The 22116-nt window shown below is 63.2% G+C and carries 19 protein-coding genes, 1 tRNA gene and 1 pseudogene; 8 read left to right on the forward strand and 13 right to left on the reverse strand.

Going from position 1 to position 22116, the window contains the following annotated elements; translation table 11 throughout:
- Positions 1 to 2: 2 nt before the first annotated feature.
- The 6 genes from JOD47_RS07875 to JOD47_RS07900 are packed head-to-tail and all read right to left on the reverse strand — an operon-like array spanning position 3 to position 7363.
- Positions 3 to 1733, reverse strand: coding sequence for a protein kinase domain-containing protein (locus JOD47_RS07875; RefSeq protein WP_204533401.1), 1731 nt, complete (start codon positions 1731 to 1733; stop codon positions 3 to 5).
- Complete coding sequence (locus JOD47_RS07880) at positions 1730 to 3172, reverse strand: peptidoglycan D,D-transpeptidase FtsI family protein (RefSeq protein ID WP_204533402.1); 1443 nt, start codon at positions 3170 to 3172, stop codon at positions 1730 to 1732. Before JOD47_RS07880 ends, JOD47_RS07875 begins: the two co-directional genes overlap by 4 nt.
- Positions 3169 to 4581 carry an FtsW/RodA/SpoVE family cell cycle protein gene (locus JOD47_RS07885; RefSeq protein WP_204533403.1) on the reverse strand — a complete coding sequence of 471 codons (1413 nt, stop codon included), beginning with the start codon at positions 4579 to 4581 and terminating at the stop codon, positions 3169 to 3171. The genes JOD47_RS07880 and JOD47_RS07885 overlap by 4 nt, the downstream gene beginning before the upstream one ends.
- Positions 4578 to 6158 (reverse strand): PP2C family protein-serine/threonine phosphatase, encoded by a 1581-nt coding sequence (locus tag JOD47_RS07890; protein ID WP_204533405.1) that lies wholly within the window; start codon positions 6156 to 6158, stop codon positions 4578 to 4580. The genes JOD47_RS07885 and JOD47_RS07890 overlap by 4 nt, the downstream gene beginning before the upstream one ends.
- A gap of 3 nt (positions 6159 to 6161) precedes the next feature.
- Positions 6162 to 6638 (reverse strand): FHA domain-containing protein FhaB/FipA, encoded by a 477-nt coding sequence (locus tag JOD47_RS07895; RefSeq protein WP_204533406.1) that lies wholly within the window; start codon positions 6636 to 6638, stop codon positions 6162 to 6164.
- The gene (locus JOD47_RS07900; protein WP_204533407.1) at positions 6635 to 7363 is read right to left on the reverse strand and encodes an FHA domain-containing protein; all 729 of its coding nucleotides are present in this window, start codon (positions 7361 to 7363) and stop codon (positions 6635 to 6637) included. The genes JOD47_RS07895 and JOD47_RS07900 overlap by 4 nt, the downstream gene beginning before the upstream one ends.
- 279 nt (positions 7364 to 7642) lie before the next feature.
- Here JOD47_RS07900 and JOD47_RS07905 point away from each other — a divergent pair.
- Positions 7643 to 7728 (forward strand) — tRNA-Leu (locus JOD47_RS07905).
- A 73-nt stretch (positions 7729 to 7801) separates the two neighbouring features.
- Here JOD47_RS07905 and JOD47_RS07910 read toward each other — a convergent pair.
- From JOD47_RS07910 to imuA', 3 genes are read right to left on the reverse strand one after another with little or no spacing between them, the layout of a single operon-like run.
- Positions 7802 to 11206, reverse strand: a complete 3405-nt coding sequence (locus JOD47_RS07910; protein ID WP_204533408.1) for an error-prone DNA polymerase — start codon at positions 11204 to 11206, stop codon at positions 7802 to 7804.
- Positions 11207 to 11250: 44 nt separating this feature from the next.
- Entirely contained in the window at positions 11251 to 12852 is a 1602-nt protein-coding gene (locus tag JOD47_RS07915; RefSeq protein WP_204533409.1) for a DNA polymerase Y family protein, read from the reverse strand.
- Positions 12849 to 13646 (reverse strand): DnaE2-dependent mutagenesis accessory factor ImuA', encoded by a 798-nt coding sequence (gene imuA' / locus JOD47_RS07920; RefSeq protein ID WP_204533410.1) that lies wholly within the window; start codon positions 13644 to 13646, stop codon positions 12849 to 12851. The genes JOD47_RS07915 and imuA' overlap by 4 nt, the downstream gene beginning before the upstream one ends.
- A 93-nt stretch (positions 13647 to 13739) precedes the next feature.
- Here imuA' and JOD47_RS07925 point away from each other — a divergent pair, with 93 nt between their 5' ends.
- Entirely contained in the window at positions 13740 to 14441 is a 702-nt protein-coding gene (locus tag JOD47_RS07925; RefSeq protein ID WP_204533411.1) for an SOS response-associated peptidase, read from the forward strand.
- 3 nt (positions 14442 to 14444) lie between these two features.
- Here the strand turns inward: JOD47_RS07925 and JOD47_RS07930 are convergent, their stop codons facing one another.
- Positions 14445 to 14825, reverse strand: coding sequence for a DUF5997 family protein (locus JOD47_RS07930; protein WP_307836230.1), 381 nt, complete (start codon positions 14823 to 14825; stop codon positions 14445 to 14447).
- A 37-nt stretch (positions 14826 to 14862) separates the two neighbouring features.
- Here JOD47_RS07930 and JOD47_RS07935 point away from each other — a divergent pair, with 37 nt between their 5' ends.
- On the forward strand, positions 14863 to 15576 hold the full coding sequence (locus JOD47_RS07935) for a LysR family transcriptional regulator substrate-binding protein (protein WP_307836231.1): 714 nt from the start codon (positions 14863 to 14865) through the stop codon (positions 15574 to 15576).
- Positions 15577 to 15583: 7 nt separating this feature from the next.
- Here the strand turns inward: JOD47_RS07935 and JOD47_RS07940 are convergent, their stop codons facing one another.
- A complete protein-coding gene (locus JOD47_RS07940) occupies positions 15584 to 16966 on the reverse strand; it encodes a GH1 family beta-glucosidase (protein ID WP_204533412.1) in 1383 nt (460 codons plus the stop codon).
- 104 nt (positions 16967 to 17070) lie between these two features.
- On the opposite strand from JOD47_RS07940, the gene JOD47_RS07945 reads away from it, so the two are divergent.
- Positions 17071 to 17937, forward strand: coding sequence for a CPBP family intramembrane glutamic endopeptidase (locus JOD47_RS07945; protein ID WP_204533414.1), 867 nt, complete (start codon positions 17071 to 17073; stop codon positions 17935 to 17937).
- On the opposite strand, the gene JOD47_RS07950 is transcribed toward JOD47_RS07945, so the two are convergent.
- Positions 17938 to 18456 (reverse strand): DUF4262 domain-containing protein, encoded by a 519-nt coding sequence (locus JOD47_RS07950; protein WP_204533416.1) that lies wholly within the window; start codon positions 18454 to 18456, stop codon positions 17938 to 17940.
- An 81-nt stretch (positions 18457 to 18537) separates the two neighbouring features.
- Between JOD47_RS07950 and JOD47_RS07955 the strand changes: the two genes are divergently transcribed.
- From JOD47_RS07955 to JOD47_RS07965, 3 genes are read left to right on the forward strand one after another with little or no spacing between them, the layout of a single operon-like run.
- Positions 18538 to 19350 carry an enoyl-CoA hydratase/isomerase family protein gene (locus JOD47_RS07955; protein ID WP_204533418.1) on the forward strand — a complete coding sequence of 271 codons (813 nt, stop codon included), beginning with the start codon at positions 18538 to 18540 and terminating at the stop codon, positions 19348 to 19350.
- A gap of 40 nt (positions 19351 to 19390) precedes the next feature.
- On the forward strand, positions 19391 to 19882 hold the full coding sequence (locus JOD47_RS07960; RefSeq protein WP_239548046.1) for a transporter substrate-binding domain-containing protein: 492 nt from the start codon (positions 19391 to 19393) through the stop codon (positions 19880 to 19882).
- The gene (locus JOD47_RS07965) at positions 19879 to 20895 is read left to right on the forward strand and encodes a cation diffusion facilitator family transporter (protein WP_204533420.1); all 1017 of its coding nucleotides are present in this window, start codon (positions 19879 to 19881) and stop codon (positions 20893 to 20895) included. The genes JOD47_RS07960 and JOD47_RS07965 overlap by 4 nt, the downstream gene beginning before the upstream one ends.
- 56 nt (positions 20896 to 20951) lie before the next feature.
- Here JOD47_RS07965 and JOD47_RS07970 read toward each other — a convergent pair whose 3' ends face one another.
- On the reverse strand, positions 20952 to 21431 hold the full coding sequence (locus JOD47_RS07970) for a Dps family protein (RefSeq protein WP_204533421.1): 480 nt from the start codon (positions 21429 to 21431) through the stop codon (positions 20952 to 20954).
- A gap of 219 nt (positions 21432 to 21650) precedes the next feature.
- Here JOD47_RS07970 and JOD47_RS07975 point away from each other — a divergent pair.
- A pseudogene (locus JOD47_RS07975) lies at positions 21651 to 22100 on the forward strand (SRPBCC family protein); the annotation flags it as partial.
- Positions 22101 to 22116 lie beyond the last annotated feature (16 nt).

Genomic DNA, 22116 nt, shown 5'->3' on the forward strand with positions numbered 1-22116 from the left:
TCCTAGGGCTGGTCCTGGCCCGGCGGCGTCTGGCCAGGCCCGATCGCCGGGGGAGCGGTCTCTTCGGGGCCCAAGGAGACGACGTATCGAACCGTGCTGCCGGGCTCCACCTCGGTTCCCTCCGCCGGATCGACAGACAGAACGGTGCCGGCTTCCTCCTCGGAAGCCTCAGAGCTGGAACGGACGGCGCTGAGGCCCAAATCGGCGAGGGCCTGCTGCAGTTCTTCCTCGGTGGCTCCTTCAAGACCCGATGGAATGGTCAACGTCTCTGGTGCTTCAGCGAAGGTGACCGTAATCTGTGATCCCGGCGCCAGCGGGCCGACGGGGTTCAGGGTCAGGACCGTCCCGGGGGCGAACTCGTCCGTAACCTCCGGCTGCTGGTCCACGGAGAACCCGAGATTGTTGAGCTCGGCTACGACCACGTCAATGGGACGCCCCTGATAGGTGGCGGCATCCACCACGATAGCTTCCGGTGTGGTTGGTGCAGGGGTGGTGGGTTCCGGAGTGGTTTCTTCCGGCGTCGGCGTCGGGGTTTCACTTTCAGATGGCGTCGGGGATGCCGAGGAGCTGGTCGGCGCGGGGGCCGGTTCGTCCTGGTCCCCGGCCAGCAGCGGAGCGAGCAGGAAGCCTGCAAGAGTGAGAGCTGCCAACACAAGCAGGATGATCAGAGCAATCAGCCAGGGACTGCGCCCGCGCGACTCTTCCTGACGCGGCGGCTCCTCGTCGATGTCTTCCTCGGTCCATTCCCGCGACGCTGCAACTGCCCCGGCGCCCGCAACGGTAGGCAGGGCCGACGTCGTCGGAGCGGGAACGGCCCGGGTGGCACTGGTTGGCGCCGGAACCGGAGTGGTGAGCGGACCGGTGGAGTCGGTGAACAGCAGCATGCCGGGAACGGCGGACTCCGCCGCACGAATATCGTTGCGGCGGATGGCGGCGACGGCCTCGGCAAGGGCTTCGGCGTTCGCCGGACGGTCCGCCGGGTCCTTGGCCAGCATGCTGGCGATCAGTGCACGAACCGCGTGTGGGATAGTTTCGGGCAGGTCAGGCGGAGCATCATTGACCTGGGCGAGGGCGATTGCGATCTGCGACTCACCCGAGAACGGCCGCCGTCCGGCGAGCAGCTCGTACCCGATCACGCCCAGTGCATAAATATCGCTGGAGCCGGTTGCCTGCTGGCCGGTTGCCTGCTCAGGGGCCAGGTACTGGGCGGTGCCCATGACCTGTCCGGTGGCGGTCAGTGGAACCTGATCAGCAAGGCGCGCGATGCCGAAGTCAGTGATCTTCACGCGGCCGTCCGGCATGATCAACAGATTTCCGGGCTTGACGTCCCGGTGCACAAGACCTTGACGGTGCGCGACACTGAGGGCCGTAGCAGTCTGGCCGATGATGGACAGTGCCCTGTCCGGAGACAGGATGTGCTCGCGCTCAATGATGGTGGACAGGGGCTGACCCGGGACGAGCTCCATGACGAGGTAGGCCGAGCCGCCCTCTTCGCCGTAATCGAAGACGTTGGCAATGCCCTCGTGGTTCAGCAGGGCGGTGTGGCGGGCTTCAGCACGGAACCGATTGAGGAACCCGGGATCGCCCGTGTATTCCTCCTTCAGAATCTTGATGGCCACGATGCGTCCGAGCACCTGGTCACGGGCCTTCCAGACTTCACCCATGCCACCGATGGCGATGCGATCAGTCAGCTGGAACCTGCCGCCTAATGTGATACCTGAAGTAGGCCTCACCTATTCAACACCGCCTCTATGAGTCTCTTAGCGTTTGGACTTGTCAACTGGGCACCCGTCGCAATGTCGACGTCCTGCATGACGATGGAAACCACTACTTCGGGGTCGTCAGCAGGTGCGAAGCCGGTGAACCAGGCATTATCGCCCTGCTCGGGGACCTCCGCGGTGCCGGTTTTGCCGGCCACTTCCACGCCGGGGACTGCGGCACTGCGCGCGGTACCGTTCTCCACCACGTTGACCATCCACTCAGTGATCTGGTTGGCATTGTCCGCGCTGAGGGATTCCCGGAAAACCTCCGGCTCGGGTTCGTCGATAATCGAGAGGTCCGGTGCCCGGACGGCTTTCACGAGATTAGGCTTCATCAGCACACCGTCATTGGCGATCGCCGCGCTCACCATTGCCATCTGGAGGGGTGTCACGGCGACGCTGAACTGCCCGATGGCTGACTGCGCGAGCTGGGCTTCGCTGAGTTCGGTGGGGAATTGGCTGGCAGCGACCTCGACCGGGATGAAGAAGCGCTCACCGAAGCCGAACTCCTGAGCCTGCTCGAGCACCGCTTGCTCACCGAGATCCCACGCCATCTGGGCAAACGGAGTGTTGCAGGACTGCTCCAGCGCGAACTCCAGATCTGCGGTGTCACGCGTCGCGCATCCGCCGGTGGTGAAGTTCGGCAGCCCGACGTCGGTGCCTGGAAGGTCAAGCACCGGCGGATTGGGGATGGTGGACTCCGCATCGAACTGACCGGTTTCAAGAGCGGCGGCCGCCACCACCAGTTTGAAGACTGATCCGGGAGCGACAAGTGACTGCGTTGCAGGGTTGAAATAGATGGACAAACCAGGAACCTGCGCGAGCTGCTCGATGTTCTGCACAACCACTGAGGTGTCATGAGCGGCGAGCAGATTGGGATCATAGGACGGCTTCGATGCCATCGCGAGCACGTTTCCGGTGGCCGGTTCCATGACAACGATCGATCCGGTCTGCCCTTCAGGGATCATCTCCCACGCCATCTGCTGCAACTGCGGGTCGATCGTCAGCTCTACGGAGGCGCCCTGTGCCTGCGCGCCCGAGAACAGGCGGATCATCTGATCGATAAAGAGATCGTCGCTACTGCCGGATAGGTCCTCATTCATGACGTTCTCAAGCTGGGTGGACCCGTTCACCAACGAAAAGAATCCGGTGAGGTGCGCATACATTTCCGGTTGGTTGTAGACGCGCTGGTAGTTGAACTGGTCGTTTGAGGGCACGGATTCGGCAATCGGACGTCCGTCCACCAGAATTGCGCCCCGGTTCTTTCCATAGTCCTGCAGGATTTGCCGCGTATTCCAGTCGTTGTTCTCCAACGCATTGGCCTCGAAGAACTGGACGTAGGTCAGGGATCCGAGGACGAGCGCAAACATGCTTATGGCCACGATCCACGAGCGTCGGATGGCCTGGTTCATGCGCTGACCTCCCGCGTAGTATCCGTTGCCGGAGTGTTCCGGTTCTGCTTGCCTTCGGGGAATGTTTCGCGGACCGGGCCCTTCACTGCCGGCCGCCGGGCCGTCTCCGAGATGAGCAGGAGCAGGGCGACGATGATCCAGTTCGCCAGCAGGGAAGAACCCCCGGCGGACATGAAGGGCGTGGTGAGTCCAGTGAGCGGGATGAGCCGTGTGACTCCCCCGATGACCACGAAGCATTGCAGTGCGATGGTGAATGACAAGCCGCAGGCGAGCAGCTTGCCGAACCCGTCACGGGTACCTAGAGCCGCTCGGAAACCGCGCGAGATGAGCAGGATATAGAGCAGCACGATGGCGAATAGTCCGATGAGGCCGAGCTCCTCGCCGAGGGCGGTGATGATCATGTCGCTGTTTGCATAGGTCACGAGGTCCGGCCGGCCCTGACCGAGCCCGGTTCCGACAAGGCCGCCGTTGGCCAAGCCGAACAACCCCTGGACAACCTGACCGCTCCCACCGGGATTCCGGTTGAAGACCTCCGGTTCAAACGCATTGATCCAGCTGTCGATGCGCAGGGCGACATGGCTGAACAACTGAAGGGCGGCATAACCGCCGACGGCGATCATCGCGAGTCCGATCAGCACCCAGCTGACCCGCGAGGTGGCGACGTAGATCATGGCCATGAACAGGCCGAAGAACAGGATGGAGGAGCCGAGGTCACGCTGGAAGATCAGGACACCGATGCTGACAAGCCAGGCAGCCACCATGGGCGCCAGGTCACGGAAGCGCGGGAGCTGCAGGGGTCCCAACTTCTTCCCGGCCAGCAGGATGAGGTCTCGATTGGTGGATAGATACCCTGCAAAGAATATAGCGAGGGTGATCTTGGCGACCTCGCCGGGCTGGAAGGTACCCACCCCCACGTTGATCCAGATACGGGCTCCGTTGATTTCGACGCCCAGCGGCGTGAGCGGAAGCATCAGCAGAACGGCGCTCACAATAAGCGAGATGTAGGTGAATCGACGCAGGATCCGGTGATCCCGGATGACCAGGAGCGTGGCTATGGATGCGCCCATAGCCACCGTTGTCCAGAGGAACTGGCTCGGTGCTACAGGTTGGCCATCAGCGGGAAGGGCAAGATCCAGCCGGTAGATCATGGCCAGACCGATTCCATTGAGTGCTATCACGATGGGAAGTATTACAGGATCTGCATACTTCGCGCGGAAACGAAGAAGGATGTGAAAGATCAACGCCAGCGCAGCGAGCGTTCCGCCCTGCAGCCAGAAGGCCGAGTCGAAGGGGTTTTCTTTGTCCAGACCAACAAGCCAGTTGGCGCCGATCGCTACCGTCAGTGCGACGATGAGGAGGAGCGCCTCGACGTTACGGCGGGACCTCGGGACGGTAAGTACTTCACTCATTGGACTCTCCCTCCGCAGGAGGCAGCTTCGCCTGGTGCGGCATTGGCACTTGCGGAGGCGCTGGGACTCGCTTCGGCGGTGGCGCTGGGGCTGTCAGGAGCACTTGCACTCGGTTCTGCTGTTGGGCTGGCCGAGGCTGATGGCTCGGGTGATGCAGTCTCGGGTGAGGCTGAACCTGTGGGTGACGGGCTCGCGGACGGGCTCGGGTCGCTTTCCGGTGGGCAGGGCAACGCCCGCAGTGACTGGCGCAGGTCTTCAACGATGTCCTGTGCATGTCGGAGATCACTTGCCGCAAGAGTGTTCTCCAGGCGGTTGCGCTGGAACTCCGGAAGGCTGGAGACGGGAATGTCGGTTGTCTGGTCGACGTGGCTCAGTGGAATCGGCCCGAGTGTCTGTGCAACACCGTTGTAGATGGCCACTCTGTTGTCAAAGGCCGCGACGTAGTAGCGCGTCTGGGTCCAGACGTATCCCAGTGAGAGAACGGCGGCAAGAATCAGCGCCATCAAGGCAAGTGCGGCCGGCAGCAGCCAGCGCCGGCGGCGGGGCGCAGGGCCATCCTCAGTCCCGTCGTCGTCCGCTGCGTCGGCAGGTGGTGCCTTGTGGGTCAGCATCATGGCAGCGCGGCGTTCGGTGGAGCGCTGCGTGACGATCGGAATCTGACCGGTTTCAGTAGCCAGCGCTGCCGAACCCACCAGGGTATGCGGGCGGGATGACAGGTCTTCCCGGATAACATCTGCCCTGATAGCGACACCTGGTGTCGCGTCATCAGCGGGGACATCGCTGTCCTTCTCCCCGGCCGCTTCCCTCGCGGGCGGGAGGGCGGTGAGCGCGGCCGTGCGCAAATCTTCAGGCGTGGCGGTATCCACGTCAACCACCACGATGGTGATGTTGTCCGGCGACCCGCCGGCCAGCGTCAGGTCGACAAGCGTGTTGACGCATGCTGAGAGATCCCGCGTCTCCCGGATGACCCGTTCAACGGTCGCATCATCCAGCACGGCATTCAGTCCGTCCGAGCACAGCAGCCACCGCTCACCCGGCTCGGCATCGAAGGTAGTCAGATCGAGTTCCGGGCTGGCATCGACATCGCCGAGGACACGCATCAGCACATTCTTGTGCGGATGAACCTCCGCTTCCTCCGGCTTGAGCCTGCCCTCCTCGATGAGCCGTTGCACGAAGGTGTGATCGACACTGATTTGCTCGAAAACGTCGTCCTTCAGCCGATAGGCACGCGAATCACCGATGTGGGCGAAGGAGATCTTCTCGCCGTTGAGAAGCATGGCCGTGACGGTTGTTCCCATGCCCGCAAGCTGCGGGTTGGTGCTGACCAGTTCGGACAGGAGCGAGTTGGCCGTCTGGATTTCATCGGCCAGGTGGGTGCCGGCGTCGCCGTCGTAGTCCTTGCGGTCAAGGTGCACCAGATCCAGGACTGTCGACGCTGAGGCGATATTGCCGCCTGCATGCCCGCCCATGCCGTCGGCTACGACGGCGAGGTAACGGCCGGCGTAGGCGGAATCGTCATTCTTTGCGCGGACCTTTCCCACATCTGAGCGGGCGGCGAACCGGAAAACCAGGGCCATGGACTATGGCCTCAATTCGATGACCGTCTTACCGATCCGAACTGGTACACCGGGTTCCACCGGCAGCGCGCGGGTCAGCTGGTTGCCCGCGAGGTAGGTTCCGTTGGTGGATCCGAGATCTTCGATGAACCACCGGCTGCCCTGTGGGAAAAGCCGGGCATGGCGACCGGACGCGTAGTCGTCCTCGAGGACCAGTGTGGCCTCCTGTGCACGTCCCAGCAGGATGGGGCTGGAGGCCAGGTCAAGAGCGGTTCCTTTGAGGGGGCCTTCCGTGACAACCAGGCGGCGGGCCTGCGCCTTGGCCGGTGGTTCCTCAACCAGCTCCGGATGCCTGCGGGCTTCGCGGGCCGTTGGGGACCCGGTCCGGTTGCGCCGTCCGACAACGAGATCCCGCCGCAGTGCACTGACGACACTGAGAACGAGGATCCAGATCAGGAGCAGGAACCCGTACCTCAACAGCGTTACGGTCAGATCACTCATGCCTGGCGGCCGCCGTTCTGCACGGGTACAAGTCGGAAAGTCATGCGGGTGCGGCCCATGGTGATCACTGAGCCGTCCGACAGGTCGGCCTCTCCCTGTACGCGTTGCCCGTTCACGTAGCTGCCGTTCGTCGAGCCGAGGTCAACAGCGCGGGACTGGCCCTGGCCCGTGTGGATTTCGAGGTGACGGCGGGACACGCCGGTGTCATCGACGAGGATGTCCGCTTCCGATGAGCGGCCCAGCAGCACGGACCCGGCGTTCAGCGAGTAGCGCTGGCCGTCGAGCTCCAGGACGGGCTGGTAGCGGGTGGGCTGGCGGCTTGGGACGCTGGGAGCGGACCGGCGCTGCGCAGCCTGCTTCTCGGTGGCGGAGTCGATCTCGAAGGTACCCGGCTTCAGGTTGGAATCGCGGGTGAAGGAGACCCGAACCGAGCCCTGAAGAGTGTAGTTCTGGCTGTTGACGTGCTTGATGACGACGTCGCACAGTTCCTCTGCGAGCGGGGCTCCCCACTCCTGGGCGAGCGCGAAGTCCGGATCCGATAGCCGGGCGGTGAAAACATTCGGTGCGAGGGTGCGGCCCTGTGCCAGCGTGAGCGACTTGTTGTCCAGCTCTCGGCGCAGCGCACTGGCGATCTCCACCGGTTGCACCTGGGATCGGGAACCGGTGGAGAAGGCACCACGGACCATCTTCTCGAGTCCGCGCTCGACATTATCCAGAATGCCCATGCCTACCTCCTCACCTGCGTCTTTTGCTGCCCGAATGTGCCCGCACGAAAGCGCGCGGAGGCATACCGGGTCGCTGCTGTCTTCTGTCGATACTACTGGGGCGTCCCCTAAATGGCCTTAACCGGGCATGTTGCCCCGTCGATTACATCCAACGTTCCCATACGCCGCAAAGTTGCGGCGTATGCAGCAGCCGTCCCGTTTAGGTGTTTTTGGCGCCGCTCCGTTATGCTTGTTTCTGCTGATTCGGAGGAATTCTTAACGAGTTTCCTTCTTCACTCTGCGCGAGTGGCGGAACGGCAGACGCGCTGGCTTCAGGTGCCAGTATCCGAAAGGGTGTGGGGGTTCAAATCCCCCCTCGCGCACCATAGAAAAATTCCCCGGCCTCGTGCCGGGGTATTTTTTGCCCATTTCTGATGCGCTGACCGGCCAAACGCCCGGTCAGCGGAAGTCGCGTGACTTGGTGGCAGCTTTGAGGCGGAGGATCTCGAACTTATCTGCCACCAGGTTCACCACCCCCTCGTTGGACCGCTCCAGCACCCCACGCACCAGGACACTGCTGGCTTCCCGCGCTATCCGCCGGTACCGCTGCCAGACCCCTACCGAGCAGATGACGTTCACCAGCCCCGTCTCGTCCTCAAGGTTCATGAAGGTGATGCCGCTGGCCGTAGCAGGGCGCTGCCGGTGGGTGACCACTCCACCGACTTCAACGCGCCGACCGGACTCGGCGGAAAGGAGGTCCGCGGCGGTCAATGCGCCCCGGCGTCGTAATGTTGGGCGGACGTGGCGGACCGGATGGTCATCTGGAGTGATGCCAGTGGACCACAGATCGGCTGCCACGCGGTCGACGTCGGTGAGATCCGGAAACAGGGGCGGCTGGATATACACAGTTGTTCCCTTGATCTGGCCCTCGCGTTCCGTGGAAGCCGGTCCGGCATGCCAGAGCGCTTCCCGCTGGGTGAGTCCCATTGAGTCAAAAGCCCCAGCCGCTGCCAGCGCTTCAAGCTGCTGTGAGTTCAGTTCGGTCCGGCGCGCCAGGTCACCCATGGTTTCGAACGGGCCGTTGGCCTCGCGCTCCTCGACGATGGCCTGGGCCAGTTTCTTGCCGATCGACTGCACACTGTCCAGCCCCAGCCGGACCGCATGGTTGCCGTCCCGGCGGTGGGCAGTTGAGTCAAAGGGAATGGAGCGGTCGAATTTCCCCACTGGTGGCTGGTGGAACGCCAGGCACTCGTCCGAGCCGGTGGTGCCGGTACCGGCGGCGCCGAGCTCAAGGTCCGCATGGGTTCCCGAGAGCAGGATGTCCGGGCGCAGGACCGTGACACCGTGCCGCCGGGCATCTGCCACCAGTGTCTGGGGCGAGTAGAAGCCCATCGGCTGTGCGCGGAGGAGTGAGGCCAGGAACGCCCCGGGATAGTGAAGCCGGAGCCAGGCACTGGCGTAGACCAGCAGGGCGAAGCTGATTGAGTGGCTCTCAGCGAACCCGAAATTGGCGAACGCCTGGATCTTCCGGTAGACGGAGTCGGCGGTTTCCCCGGTGATCCCATTGGACTTCATGCCTGCATACAGCTTCTCCTTGAGAGTGTCGATCCGCTCAAGCCCGCGTTTGGACCCCATTGCGCGGCGCAACTGATCGGCGTCGGCGCCTGAACAGTTGCCCACCACCATGGCCATCTGCATGAGTTGCTCCTGGAAGAGCGGTACTCCGAGCGTGCGCTTGAGAACCGGTACCAGCTTGGGGTGGAGGTAGCTTTCTTCTTCCTCCCCCAGTTTCCGCTTGATGTAAGGGTGCACCGCTCCGCCCTGGATGGGGCCGGGACGTACCAGCGCAACCTCGATAACCAGGTCATAGAACCGGCGGGGCTGCAGGCGCGGCAGCATTCCCATCTGGGCGCGGCTTTCCACCTGGAACACTCCAATTGAATCGGCGAAGCACAGTTGGTCGTAGACGCCCTGCTCTTCCCGGGGCATGGTGTGCAGCGTCCATTCCTCGCCGAAGTGCTTCTTGACGAGATCGAAGTTGTACTGCATGGCCGCCATGATGCCGAGCCCCAGCAGGTCGAACTTGACCAGACCCATCCAGGCGCAGTCGTCCTTGTCCCACTGCAGGACTGTGCGCCCGTCCATCCGTCCGTGCTCGATCGGGCACACTTCCCCGATCGGGCGGTCGGTGAGCACCATGCCGCCCGAGTGAATCCCGAGATGGCGAGGAAACTTCAGCACTCCCTGTGCCAGTTCCACTACCGGCTCGGGGATGTCGTGATCAGCGCTGGAGACAAGTGCACCCCAGCGCTCCACCTGCTTTGACCAGGCATCCTGCTGCCCGGGACTGTGCCCCAGCGCTTTGGCCATGTCGCGGACCGCGAACTTGGGCCGGTAGGTGATGACGTTGGCAACCTGCGCGGCATTGAACCGGCCGTACTTGTTGTACACGTACTGGATGACCTCCTCGCGGCGGTCTGAATCGAAATCGACGTCAATATCCGGTTCCTCATCCCGCAGGCTGGAGAGGAAGCGTTCAAAGGGGAGGTCATACAGGATGGAATCGACGGCGGTGATTTCCAACAGGTAGCAGATGGCTGAATTTGCCGCCGATCCGCGGCCCTGGCAGAGGATTCCCCGGTTGCGCGCAAATGCGACCAGGTCATGGACGATCAGGAAATAGCCCGGGAAGTCTTTCTCCTCGATTACACGCAGCTCCTTCTCAATGCGCTCACGGACATCATCCCGGCCGGCGTAAAACTTGTCGGCGCCTTCCCAGACCAGCTTTTTCAGCCAGCTCATTTGTGTGTGGCCCTCCGGCAGGTTCAGTTTGGGCAGGCCGGGCTTGACGCTGCTGAGCCGGAATGCCAGCTCATCGGCCAGTTCCACCGTCCGTTCCACCGCGCCCGGATAGGCGGCAAAGCGGGCTGCCATTTCCGCGCCGCTGCGCAGGTGGGCAGAACCCGATGCTGGCAGCCACCCGTTCAGGTCATCCAGTGACCTGCGTGCGCGGACGGCGGCCACCGCGGTGGCGAGCCTGTGCTGCTCAGGCACGGCGTAGTGCACATTGTTGGTGGCAACGACGGGCAGCTTCAGCCGCGTGGCGATGTCCCAGAGGGCATCATTGTGCGTACTGTCCAGTGGATTGCCGTGGTCGTAGAGTTCGACGGCGACGTTGCCCGGACCGAAAAGGTCCATCAAACGCCGGGTTTCCTCTTCCGCGTCCTGAAGGCTGCCGTTGAGTAGCGCATGGCGGACGGCTCCTTTACGGCACCCGGTCAGGATCATCCAGTTGTTCCCTGCCCTGTCTGCTAGCTCGGCAAGGTTGTACAGGGGCTTGCCTTTCTCGGCTTCCGGTTTCAGTTGGGCTTCGGTGATTGCCGCGGCCAGCCGATGGTAGCCCTCGGCGCCGCGGGCGAGGACGAGCACATGACGGCCCTCCGGGTCTGGCTCACCGTTTTGGGGTTTGCTCAGTTCCAGGGATAGCTCGGTGCCGTAGACGGTGGAGAGCCCGGGGTGTTTCTCCGCTGCTTCTGCCAGGTGGACAACACCGTAGAGGCCGTCGTGATCGGTCAGGGCCAGCCCATGGAGACGGAGACGGTGTGCTTCCTCGACAAGCTGCTCGGGACTGGCGGCACCATCAAGGAAGCTGAAATTCGAATGCACGTGAAGTTCCGCGTACGGCACCACCGGACCATCAGGCATGCTCACCGGTTCTTCCGGCGGGGAATACGGATGCCGTTTCAGCGACCAGGCCGGGCTGTCCCCGCCGTCAGCACCCAGGGGAGGGGAACCGGGACGGCGCCGGTCGGAGAGGGTCCGCTCAAACTCCGACCAGGGAATCGGGGGGTTATTGAAACCCATGTCAGGGCTCCCCGTCCGTGTCTGCACGCGGGCATGCGGAAGGCCTAGTCATAGCTGGCCTCCGCCCACCAGCGGTGATCCTCAAGAAGCAGCAGCCAGGCCGTTCCTGATTCATCCACCACCTGGAACCGGTTGAGGGTGCGCCCGTTCGAATCCCACCAGCGCTCAACAATGGGCCACGGCCCCGCCCAGGAGGAAATGGCGGCTTGCCTCGGAGGTGCCGCGACAAGCACGGCAGGAACGGCTGTGAGCAGTCCGCGCCGGTCAACGTCTACGGTGCTACCTGCGCCGTCCAGCACCTGGACGGGACGCGGCTCGTCGAAGACGGTGGCTGGAGCAGGGCCGGGGAGCTGGCCAGGCCACGGGAGACCCCGGCTTTTGGCAGCAGCTTCAGACGGCGGATCTCCCCAGGGAATGAACACCCGGCGGTCGGTAAGCATCCTTCCTCCGGCCACCATGGCCGTCAGTACCGCACCATGCCCCAGCATGCTTTGCACCCGGGCAAGGCCGTGGTGAATGCTTTCATCCGGCCCCGTTCCCCACAGCCCGTCCGCGTGGTCGCTGAGATCCTCCACCGTCTCCGGCTGAAGCTGGACCTTGCTGATTCCGGAGCTCAACCCATGCTCAACATTCCCGCTGCCCTGCAGTTGCCAGCGGACGCGGTCAAGCACGTCATCGGCGTCGAACCAGCGGGGATGCCGCCAGAGCCGAACCGATTCCTCACCGGACTCCGACCGCAGCCGTACCACCAGAACCGTGCACACCAGCCCTGATTCCCGCAGCCGGTCCACGAATTCCTCCGCGGACAGGCGCAGGGTGAACGTCAGCTCGTCGATGCGTGCCAGCGGCGGTTCACAGTGCACGACGGCGTCGAGTTCCGCCGGCGGTTTTCTCTCCACCACGCTGTGGTGGTCAAATCCACTTGCCTTGAGATGGGCCAGCGCGCCTTCCACGCCGAACCGGTTGCGCACGTCAGCACGGGCAAGGGCGGCGAAATCGCCAAGCGTACGGATTCCAAGCCGGCGCAGCACCACCGCGAGCGCTGGTTCCTCCAGAACTTCCAGGGGGAAGCTGCCGAGGAAAGAGGCCGATTCACCGGGTGGAAGGATCCATGCGGGATCGGTCCCCGGATCCTCCAGGAACTCTGTTGCACGGGCAGCATGTTCAGCAGCAAAGGGGCTGTCTGCAACTCCCACCCGGGCGGCCGTGAGGCCGATCGTGGCGAGGGTCTTGAGCAGGACAGCCGCAGCGCGTTCTTCGCTGCCGTAATACCTGGCGGGACCTTTGGCGTGAAGCACACATAGCCCTGGGCGAACAAGCTGCACCCCGGGCATGATTTTCTCTATTGCGGCTATGACGGGTTCGAAGTTCCTCGCATCCAGCGCCGGTTCATAGGGAAGAACAGTAAGGGTGGTGCACCGGGCCTGGGCTTCCCTCAGGCGAAGGCCGCGTTTGACTCCCTGTTCACGGGCTGAGGGGGAGCAGGCGAAAACCTCGCCCCTTTCCATCAATGCCACGGGGTGTTCCGCCGGCAGGAGGTATTCCCTGAGTGCTGCAGTAATGGGCCAGTCCGGGCACCAGAGAGCCATGGTGCGGGTAGTGGTGGGGGATGCCGGCGCAGCCTGGTTGGAACGGGAAAATTTCATGATGCGCGGGCCGGTCTGGAGAAAAATTCCTGCTGCCCGGGCTCCGGATGCTCAGCGGGCGCGGATTCAGGCAGGGAGGTGGACCACGGTCCACGGTGAAGGTCCGGCAGCCATAGATCTGCGGTGCGTGAACGGCCGGTGGAAGCGTGCGCTGTGATCCGCATCCTGCGGCTTCGAAGATGCCCGGTCCCTGAACCCAAACCCTGCCAGTTGCTCCCGGTTACGCTGAGCGTTGCCTCACTGTGCGGCCACGGGCCCATGGTCACGAGTGCAGCACCGCGCTGGCGCAGGCGCGCCATCAGACGGGAGACATCCGATGGAGCGACGTGCTGTGGAGCGCAGGTCAGAACAATTGACACCACATCCACCATTGCTGCAGTCACTGTGAGCCACTGATCCCCGGGATGGGGCACCAGAACCAGTTTGTCCAGCGCTATGCCGAAGCCGGCAGCGGCTTCCACGCTGAAAGTGGGCATGCCGATGACGCTGCACCAGGCTCCGGCGCCCGATGGGCCTGCCAGTAATGCCATGGCCAGGGTGGTGGAGTTGGTCACCGAATACGCAGCACCCGCCTGGAGCCCGCCACCCGGAAGAATCCCGGCCAATACCGGCACGGTGGGCAGCCGCCGGGAAGAGGGCCTGCTGTTCTGCATGCCGTTGATTTTGGACTGTAGCTCCGCCTTGAGCCGGGCTTTGTCAGCAGCCTGGTCCACGGCAGACAGCGCCCGGCGGGTACCGTCGGGGAACTGACCCGGGGGTACGGCCTGGACTACGGCTGCTGCTGGTGACCTCACACTTAATGTTCGAACGCGTGTTCGATTAAGTCAATTGGCCTTCCATGCTGTGGAGGACTTCATGGTCAACCGGTACTCCAGTAGCCTGTCTCCATGTGCGGACGCTTTGTGGTGGCAGGCTCGAACAAGGATCTGGTGGACCTTTTCGACGTTGACACGGTGGGCGATGACCTTCCAGAACCGTCGTGGAACATCAGCCCTACCGACCCCGTTCGGGTAGTCCTCGAATCGCTCAAAAACGAGCAAGTCACCCGGCGTATGGAGGCCGCGCGATGGTGGTTGACGCCGTCGTTCTCAAAGGAACTGAAAACCAAGGCGCCCACCTTCAACGCCAGGTCGGAAACGGTGGGCAGCAAACCCACCTTCAAGCCGTCCCTCGAGAGCCGCCGTGCCCTCATTCCGGCCAGCGGCTACTACGAGTGGCGAACCGAAGGAAAAACCAAGATCCCGTTCTACATCCACCTGCCGGGAGAGCCAGTGGTGTTCGCGGGACTGTACGCATGGTGGCGTAACCGGGAGCTGCCGGATGACCACCCCAACCGATGGGTTCTCTCCTCCACCATCCTGACCCGTGAAGCAGTGGGGCCAGTGGTTGAAATCCACGACCGCACGCCGGTGACGCTTCCCCGCGAATTCTGGAACGAGTGGTTGGATCCCACCACCAAGGGAACGCAGGAGCTTGCTGATGAAGCGGTAGCCGCCGCCACTCCCGTTGCCGAACAGCTGCAGTTCCACGAGGTGGCGCCGGTGCGGGATGACAGTCCCCTGCTGATCAAGCCGCTGAACCCGGCGTAGGAGCTAGCTCTTCGCGCGTCGCGCTTCCTTGGCCCGCTTCTCCTCATCGCGCACCCGCGCCATGGTTGAGCGCTCCGCCACCAGCCACTCGGGCGGTGACTGGAGCAGCGCGGTGATTTCCGCCGTCGTCAGCGGGTCTGTGATTCCACCGCGGGAGAGGCCGCTGATCGAGACACCCAGCTTGTGCGCCACTACGGGACGCGGGTGGGGGCCGGTGCGGCGCAGCTCGGCAAGCCACTCGGGCGGGTTCTCCTGGAGCTGGTTGAAGTCTCCACGGGAGATGTCGTTGTCCTGGAACTCCTGTGGTGTTGCGGGCAGGAAGATGCCAAGTTTCTTCGCGGCTGTAGCCGGTTTCATGGTCTGCGGGGACTTCGCTGGGGTCATCCTCTCAGCGTAACCGCGACTGGGTTACGGTGAAGACGTGCCCGAGCCCCAATCTTCCACGCTGCATGTCGGCTTTGTTTCCGGGGTAACGCCCGGAAAGTGGGTGGGACGCTGGCGCGAGCGAAATCCCCATCTTCCGATCGAAGCAACAGAGTACGACGACGGCGCGCTGGCTTCGGCGCTTCGGGGCGGCTCAGTGGACCTTGCGTTTGTCCGCCTGCCCGTGGACAGGGAAGCGCTCAGCGTCATTCCGCTCTACGAGGAGCTCGCAGTCGTGGTGGTCTCGAAGGAGAACGAGCTCTCCCTGCTTGATGAGGTCCCACTCGCCGAACTGGGCGACGAAAATGTCCTCGACGTGCAGGAATGCGGCGGTGCGCGGATGGCCATCGAAATCGCTGCGTCGGGAGCCGGCGTGGTGATGCTGCCCATGTCCGTTGCGCGGCACTACAACCGGCGCGATGTCGAGGGTCGGGTTGTACCGGACGCACCTTCCACCACGATCGCCGTCGCCTGGATTGCCGAGAACACCACGGATGACATCGAGGAATTCATCGGCATCGTGCGGGGGAGGACAGCGCGCAGCTCACGGCAGCCGTCGGCCCAGAAGGAAGCACCCAAGCAGAAGGAAACCCGTAGCGAGCCGAAGAAGGCAGCGAAGCCTGCCAAGGGCGGGTCTGCGCCCGGCAGGACCAGGAACAAGCCGACCGCTAAAGGTGCGCCGAACGCTCGCGGCCGCGGCCGCCGTCGTTAGGTGGGTTTCAGGACGCTTCGGCGGCCAGCGGCGTGGTAGCGGTTTCAGCGCTCACCGTGGCTTCACCGTGCTGCGCGATAATTTCGGCGTACCGGTGGAAGGAAGCCCGTGGAACCCGGTCCAACGTGGCCGGCTCCATGCGGATCAGGCCGAACTTCTTGGTGTAGCCCTCCTGCCACTCCCAGTTGTCCACGAGTGTCCAGTGGAAGTAGCCGCGCACGTCGACGCCGCCGGCAATTGCATCACCGATCGCTGCCAGGTGTTTCTCCAGAAATTCGATCCGGCGGGTGTCTTCCACATCTCCACCGGGACCATCGTCGTAGGCGCAGCCGTTTTCGGTGATGTAGATCGGCGGAATGTTGGGGTACTGCTCCTTGAGCTGTTTGAGGATGGTGGTCAGCCCGCTGGGAATGACCGGCCAGTCGAAGTCGGTTTTCGGTACGTCCGAATACTCACGCTGCATGAACGGGACCGGAAACAACGGCGGAGCGGCGCCGACCTTTGTTGGGAAGTAGTAGTTGATTCCGTAGAAATCCAGGGGAGTGGAGATGATTTCCATGTCCCCGTCCTGAATGACCCCGAAAGACATGCCCTCGATCTCCGCTAGATCAGCCGGATACTCACCGGTGAGCAACGGCGACGCGAATTGGCCGTTGTGGTAGTGATCGTAGAGAAGGGCGAGGTTGCGCTCCTTCTCCGAGTCGCTCGCCGGCTCCACGGGAGAGTGGTTATTGACGACGCCGATAGGGGTGTCCAGTGTCTCGCGCAACACCCGGACGGCGCGCCCATGCGCAAGCAGCAGGTGATGCGCAACGGAGAACGCGCTGCCCAGCAGCATGAGCCCGGGTGCCGCCCGCCCGATCGCATGCCCGACGCCGGTATGCACCACCGGTTCATTGACCGTCATCCAGGCGGCAACTTTGCCCCCAAACTCGTCGCGGAGAATGCGCGTGTAGTCGGCGAAAGCATCGATCGTGTCCCGGTTCTGCCAGCCGCCGGCGTCCTGAAGCGCCAACGGAAGGTCCCAGTGATAGAGCGTGACCCATGGTTCTATCCCGCGTTCCAACAGGGCATCGAGGAGCCGATGATAGAAAGCCAGCCCTTCCGGATGAGCGGGCCCACGGCCGGTGGGTTGGATGCGTGGCCAGGCGATGGACATCCGGTAGGCCTTGCCGCCCAACTGCCTGAGGAGGTCGAAGTCTTCCTCATACCGGTTGTAGTGGTCGCACGCGATGGCAGGGCTCGAGGCATCGAGGATGTTGCTGTGCTGGCTGGCGTATTCGTCCCAGATGCTCGGTCCGCGCCCGCCCTCATTGACTGAACCCTCGATCTGCGCTGCCGCCGTCGAGGTCCCGAAGACGAACCCCGCCGGCAATCCGAACTCGCTCATCCGCACTCCCTGATCTCGATGTCTCTTCACTAAAGAGCTTCCACCCTCACCCGTCAACTGCCCGGACCCAGTTTCTTCCCGGCAGAGCCGGATAAGGTGCTTGCATGGCCCGATCCTTTCCCCCGCCCGCAGGGCAGCGAACAACGCTTCGCCTGGCCAACCCCACCCAGCTGGCTCCGGAAGGGCTCCTCGCGCCGCGGTGGGGTGCCGGACTGGCGCTGACCGGGTTGGTGCTTGTGGTGCTGGTGCCGCTGCTGGGAACCCTTGCGCTGGTTGAGGTGCTTCCTTTCGGGCCACCACTGATTCTCGCGTCCCTGCTGCTGACCTGGACGGCGATGTTCGGAGTGACCTTCTACGCTTCGCGGCGCCACGGATTCCGTTCCCTTGCCCGCGACTTCGGTCTGCGGTTCCGGTGGATCGACCTCGCCGTGGGACTGGGAGTGGGGATCGCCGCGCGCATTGTGCTGGCCGTGATCCTGGCGATCCTCACCCTGCTCTGGCCGCTGCAGGACGACGAAGTGATTCAGGGCAACGCGGAACTTTTCCTCACTGGCGATACCGTCTGGCTGCTCATCAACGGCGTCCTCGGCGGTGTTCTGATTGCGCCCTTCCTGGAGGAGCTGTTCAATCGCGGCCTGGTGCTGCGCGGGATCCAGAACGCACTGTGGCTTCGACGCACGGGCAACCGGCGCGATGCCGTCACACCCGCGGTGCAGCGGCGGTCTCTGATGACGTCCACCGTTATTGCCCTCCTGGTGAGTTCCCTGGCCTTCGGTCTGCTGCATACCGGGGCCGTGCCGGACCTCCGATCCTCCGTCTATCTGCTTCTCAGTACGTTCACGGTGGGGTTGATGTGCGGCGTACTGACCGTGATCACCGGACGCCTGGGCGCTGCCATAGTGACCCACATTGTGTTCAACGGCACCGGCGTGGGTTTGCTGCTGCTGGTTCCGCCGGAGCTGCTTCCCTGACTACGTGCTGCCTTTCCCGCCGAGCAGGTCACCGAGCGATCCGCCGCCAAGGAAGGGCTGCGCCGCAAGGAACCGGATCTCCCACTGCTGAGGGAGATGGTTGTCCGAACCGACCGTCCAGTAGACCTGCAGCGCACTGAACCCCTCCTGTCCGTACAGCTGGAACGCGTCCCGCAGCCTCCGCAGGGACGCCTGGCGCACTTCGACAGTCTGCCCATCGAACTGGCCGTGGAAGACCCTCACCCCTGTCTGCGTGAGTAGATGAAGGGCAGGTTCGATCAACGACCACGCATGATGCACGTGACCCGGACTCTGGCCATACAGGATGAGTTCCGGGAGCCCTTGCCCGGTAAGGCCCACGGTGTAGGCGCAAGGCACTTCACCGTGGGCCTGGCTGAAGCGAACCAGGACGTCTTCCCGCGCCAGCTGCGCCTCAATGCGTTCGCGGTTGAAATCGTTCCGCCGAAGGTTTGTGAACTCCAGTGACGAGCAGTGCGGGTGGAAGATGAGGTCGGTCATGTGCGCTCCTTCGATGTGCCTGGTGCAAAGGTGTCATCCCGCTCCGACATTCTGGTTACCCTGGTCGCTACGCTTGGGACCATGCAGTTTCCCGCGTACGCCACGCTCCTGACAGACATCCGCGACACCGTCCTGACCATCACGGTCAACCGGCCGGACGCCCTCAACGCCCTGTCCTCCAGGGTGATCGAGGATCTTGAGCACTGCTTCGATGCAGTGTCGGACGTCCTGACAAACGACGACGGCGCGTGGCCGGTTCGCGGCGTCATCATCACCGGTGCGGGCAAAGCGTTTGTCGCGGGCGCGGACATCCGCGAAATGACGGCAATGTCACCGGACGATGCCCACGCCTACAGCTCCCGCATGCACCGGGTTACGCTCGCGATCGAGCAGCTGCCGGTCCCGGTCATCGCTGCCGTCAATGGGTTCGCCCTGGGTGGTGGCTGCGAACTGGCGATGGCCTGCGACGTCATCTACGCGGCGTCGGGCGCGTCCTTCGGGCAGCCGGAAGTCAGTCTGGGCCTGGTTCCGGGATTCGGGGGTTCCGTGCGGCTGCCGCAGTACGTTGGGCCGGGCCTGGCTCGTGAGCTTCTCTTCACCGGGCGCCGTCTGGATGCCGGGGAAGCGCAGCGGGCAGGTCTCGTCACAGCCCTTTTCGATACCGTCGATGATCTGCTTGACGGTGCGCACAGCACCCTGGCGCTGGTGGCGCGCCAGTCTCCTGCCGCCGTCGCGCTCGTCAAGCGGACGCTTATCGCGACCCTCGGCTTGCCCACTGATGAAGGCCTTGCCATCGAGGCGGAGGCATTCCGCGCCGCCTTCGCAACCGAAGACAAGGCTGAGGGAACCCGTGCGTTCCTCGCCAAAGAGCATCCCAGCTTCCCCGGACGCTGACGAACCCATCCTGACCTGCGGAAATGGTAGGAGAAGGGGTATGTTGCCAAGCATGCTGAAGATGGGTGCGGTGATCCCGGGACTGGTGCTCCTCCTCGGGCTGACCTCGTGCGGCATCACCATTCCGCAGGATCCGGAAGGGACTCTGGAGAAGGTATCCGGCGGCATTCTCAGGGTTGGCGTGAGCGAGAATGAGCAGTGGGTTCAGCTGCCGCCCACCGGGGATCCGCAGGGCATCGAACCGGGCCTGGTCGAGAAGTTCGCGGACACGCTGGACGCCACGATCGAGTGGGTCCCCGGCGCAGAACACGAACTGGCCAGCGATCTCTTCCACGGAGAACTGGATATGGCCATCGGCGGATTCGGCGCCGATACTCCGTGGGTCAAGGAGGCCGGCATTACGCGGCCTTACACGGAAACCACCGATGAACGCGGCAAGCCGATCAAGCACGTCATGCTTGTTCCCCTGGGCGAGAATGCCTTCCTGCTGGAGCTCGACCAGTTCCTGCAGGCGCAGGAGGTGGAATTGTGAGCACCACGGGCGAGAAAAACACAGCGAGGTTCGGCCATACGGAATTGCCCGAGGAACAGCAGCAGGCCCTGCGCAAGGCGATCAAGTGGGAATGGATCACCATAATTTTCCTGGCCGTCTCCACTTTCCTGGTGTATCTGGTGCTGGGTAATTCACAGGCCATGAAGGCCGCGTGGATCGAAGACCTGCTGTCCTTCCTTCCGCCGATCTCGTTTCTCGTTGCGACGCGGGTGATTCGTCGTCGTCCGTCCGAGTCCCACCCCTATGGCTACCATCGTGCGGTCGGTGTGGCGCACCTGGTGGCGGCGGTAGCGCTGGTGGTGATGGGTGCGTACCTCATCGTCGATTCCGGAATCGGACTTGTCACCGCCGAGCACCCGACAATCGGTGGGGTCACGCTTTTCGGGAGCACCTTCTGGTTGGGATGGCTGATGGTACTCGCCATGCTGCTGACCGCCGGTCCCCCAGTGGTCCTCGGAATCATCAAAATGAAGCTCGCCAGGACGCTTCACGACAAGGTTCTCTACGCCGACGCGGACATGAACAAGGCTGACTGGATGACGGCGCTCTCCGCGGCGGTAGGCGTTCTGGGCATCGGCGTGGGCCTGTGGTGGGCGGACTCGGTGGCAGCGCTCCTCATTTCCACGAGCATCCTGCACGACGGGCTCAAGAATCTGCGGGGAGCGATCGGAGGTCTGACTGACACCCGTGCCCGAACCTACGATGATTCCGAGCCGGACCCCGTCGGTGACCGGATCGACTCCTATCTCCGGAGCCTGGGTTGGGTTCGGGAAGCCAGATCGAGGGTGCGTGATGAGGGGCACGTGTTCCACGTCGAATCGTTCGTGGTACCGCGGACGTGGCCGCGGGCAACGCTGAGAAGGATCGAGAAGGCCCGGGATGCGTGCGTGGACATGGACTGGAAAGTACAGGACATGGTGATCGTGCCGGTTGCGGAACTGCCCGAGGAGTTCCTGCCGGGCATGACCAGGGGTGGCTCGGAGTACCGCTGACAACACGAAGAGGGTGGCAGTCTCTGGCGACCGCCACCCTCCCTGTCTGTGCTTGCCTACTTTTTTGCGGGCTTCACCACGTTGGCCGTGGCGGTCATGTTCTCCGCATCGACCATCCAGGCGTACTGCTCCAGCTTCTCGATGAATCCATGGAGGATGTCCGCGGTGGTGGGATCTTCCTCGTCCACCTGGTCATGAACCTCTCGCATCCGGCCGACGGCCGTTTCAAGCATGGCAACCACCATGGAAACGGTGTCCTTGGTATCCACCAGACCGGACGGGAACTCGTTCAGTGAGGTTCCCTTGGCGACGACGGCGCTGCGTCCGTCCGGCACTGCGTGCAAGGCACGCATGCGCTCGGCCATCTGGTCCGCGAAAAGGCGCGCATCCTCGATGATCTCGTCGAGTTGCAGGTGCATGTCGCGGAAGTTCTTGCCGACGACGTTCCAATGGGCCTGCTTGCCCTGCAAGTGCAACTCCACCAGATCAACCAGCACAGCCTGCATGTTGTCGGTCAGGGTCTTTGACGCCTTCATAGTTCCTCCACTCGTGACGGAAATCCGGCCGCTTTTCGCCGCCAGCATCAGCTTCAGCCTAGCGCTGCGCTTTCCACCAGATCCAGTTGCCGGGAAAACTCTAAGTAAACTTAGCATTGTGTTGATCCGGAATGAACCGTGGGTTAGCGTGGCGATCAAGCGGTCAGTTCATCCGTGATGTTCCACGAAAAGTTTCAGCAAAACCAGGAGGAACAGACAATGACAACAGTCCAGGAATTCATCGACGTTTCAGTGCCGGTGTCCACCGCCTACAACCAGTGGACGCAGTTCGAAACCTTTCCCGAGTTCATGGGGGGAGTGGAGTCGATCACGCAGATCTCCGATACACACAACCACTGGGTGACCAAGATCGGGGGAGTTGAGCGTGAGTTCGATACGGAGATCACCGAACAGCACCCCGACGAGCGGATCGCGTGGAAGAGTACCGACGGAAAGTCCCATGCCGGCGTCGTGACCTTTCACAGGCTGGACGACACCACCACGCGCGTCACCGTCCAGCTGGACTGGGATCCGGACAGTTTCACCGAGAAGATCGGTGCAGCGGTGGGTGCCGATGATCGGCAGGTGAAGTCCGACCTTGCGCGCTTCAAGGAGTTCATTGAGAACACCGGCAACGAAACCGGCTCCTGGCGGGGTGATGTGGACGCTCCCGGTTCCGGTTCGG

Origin of the sequence: Arthrobacter tumbae (assembly GCF_016907495.1) — a bacterium.
Lineage (GTDB): Bacteria > Actinomycetota > Actinomycetes > Actinomycetales > Micrococcaceae > Arthrobacter_D > Arthrobacter_D tumbae.

Bases quoted from the DNA above. Each gene is read 5' to 3' on its own strand.
- JOD47_RS07880 (WP_204533402.1), bottom strand. From the start codon at position 3,172: ATGAACCAGGCCATCCGACGCTCGTGGATCGTGGCCATAAGCATGTTT.
- JOD47_RS07885 (WP_204533403.1), bottom strand. From the start codon at position 4,581: ATGAGTGAAGTACTTACCGTCCCGAGGTCCCGCCGTAACGTCGAGGCG.
- JOD47_RS07890 (WP_204533405.1), bottom strand. From the start codon at position 6,158: ATGGCCCTGGTTTTCCGGTTCGCCGCCCGCTCAGATGTGGGAAAGGTC.
- JOD47_RS07895 (WP_204533406.1), bottom strand. From the start codon at position 6,638: ATGAGTGATCTGACCGTAACGCTGTTGAGGTACGGGTTCCTGCTCCTG.
- JOD47_RS07900 (WP_204533407.1), bottom strand. From the start codon at position 7,363: ATGGGCATTCTGGATAATGTCGAGCGCGGACTCGAGAAGATGGTCCGT.
- JOD47_RS07910 (WP_204533408.1), bottom strand. From the start codon at position 11,206: ATGGGTTTCAATAACCCCCCGATTCCCTGGTCGGAGTTTGAGCGGACC.
- JOD47_RS07915 (WP_204533409.1), bottom strand. From the start codon at position 12,852: ATGAAATTTTCCCGTTCCAACCAGGCTGCGCCGGCATCCCCCACCACT.
- JOD47_RS07925 (WP_204533411.1), top strand. From the start codon at position 13,740: ATGTGCGGACGCTTTGTGGTGGCAGGCTCGAACAAGGATCTGGTGGAC.
- JOD47_RS07930 (WP_307836230.1), bottom strand. From the start codon at position 14,825: ATGACCCCAGCGAAGTCCCCGCAGACCATGAAACCGGCTACAGCCGCG.
- JOD47_RS07940 (WP_204533412.1), bottom strand. From the start codon at position 16,966: ATGAGCGAGTTCGGATTGCCGGCGGGGTTCGTCTTCGGGACCTCGACG.
- JOD47_RS07945 (WP_204533414.1), top strand. From the start codon at position 17,071: ATGGCCCGATCCTTTCCCCCGCCCGCAGGGCAGCGAACAACGCTTCGC.
- JOD47_RS07950 (WP_204533416.1), bottom strand. From the start codon at position 18,456: ATGACCGACCTCATCTTCCACCCGCACTGCTCGTCACTGGAGTTCACA.
- JOD47_RS07955 (WP_204533418.1), top strand. From the start codon at position 18,538: ATGCAGTTTCCCGCGTACGCCACGCTCCTGACAGACATCCGCGACACC.
- JOD47_RS07960 (WP_239548046.1), top strand. From the start codon at position 19,391: ATGTTGCCAAGCATGCTGAAGATGGGTGCGGTGATCCCGGGACTGGTG.
- JOD47_RS07970 (WP_204533421.1), bottom strand. From the start codon at position 21,431: ATGAAGGCGTCAAAGACCCTGACCGACAACATGCAGGCTGTGCTGGTT.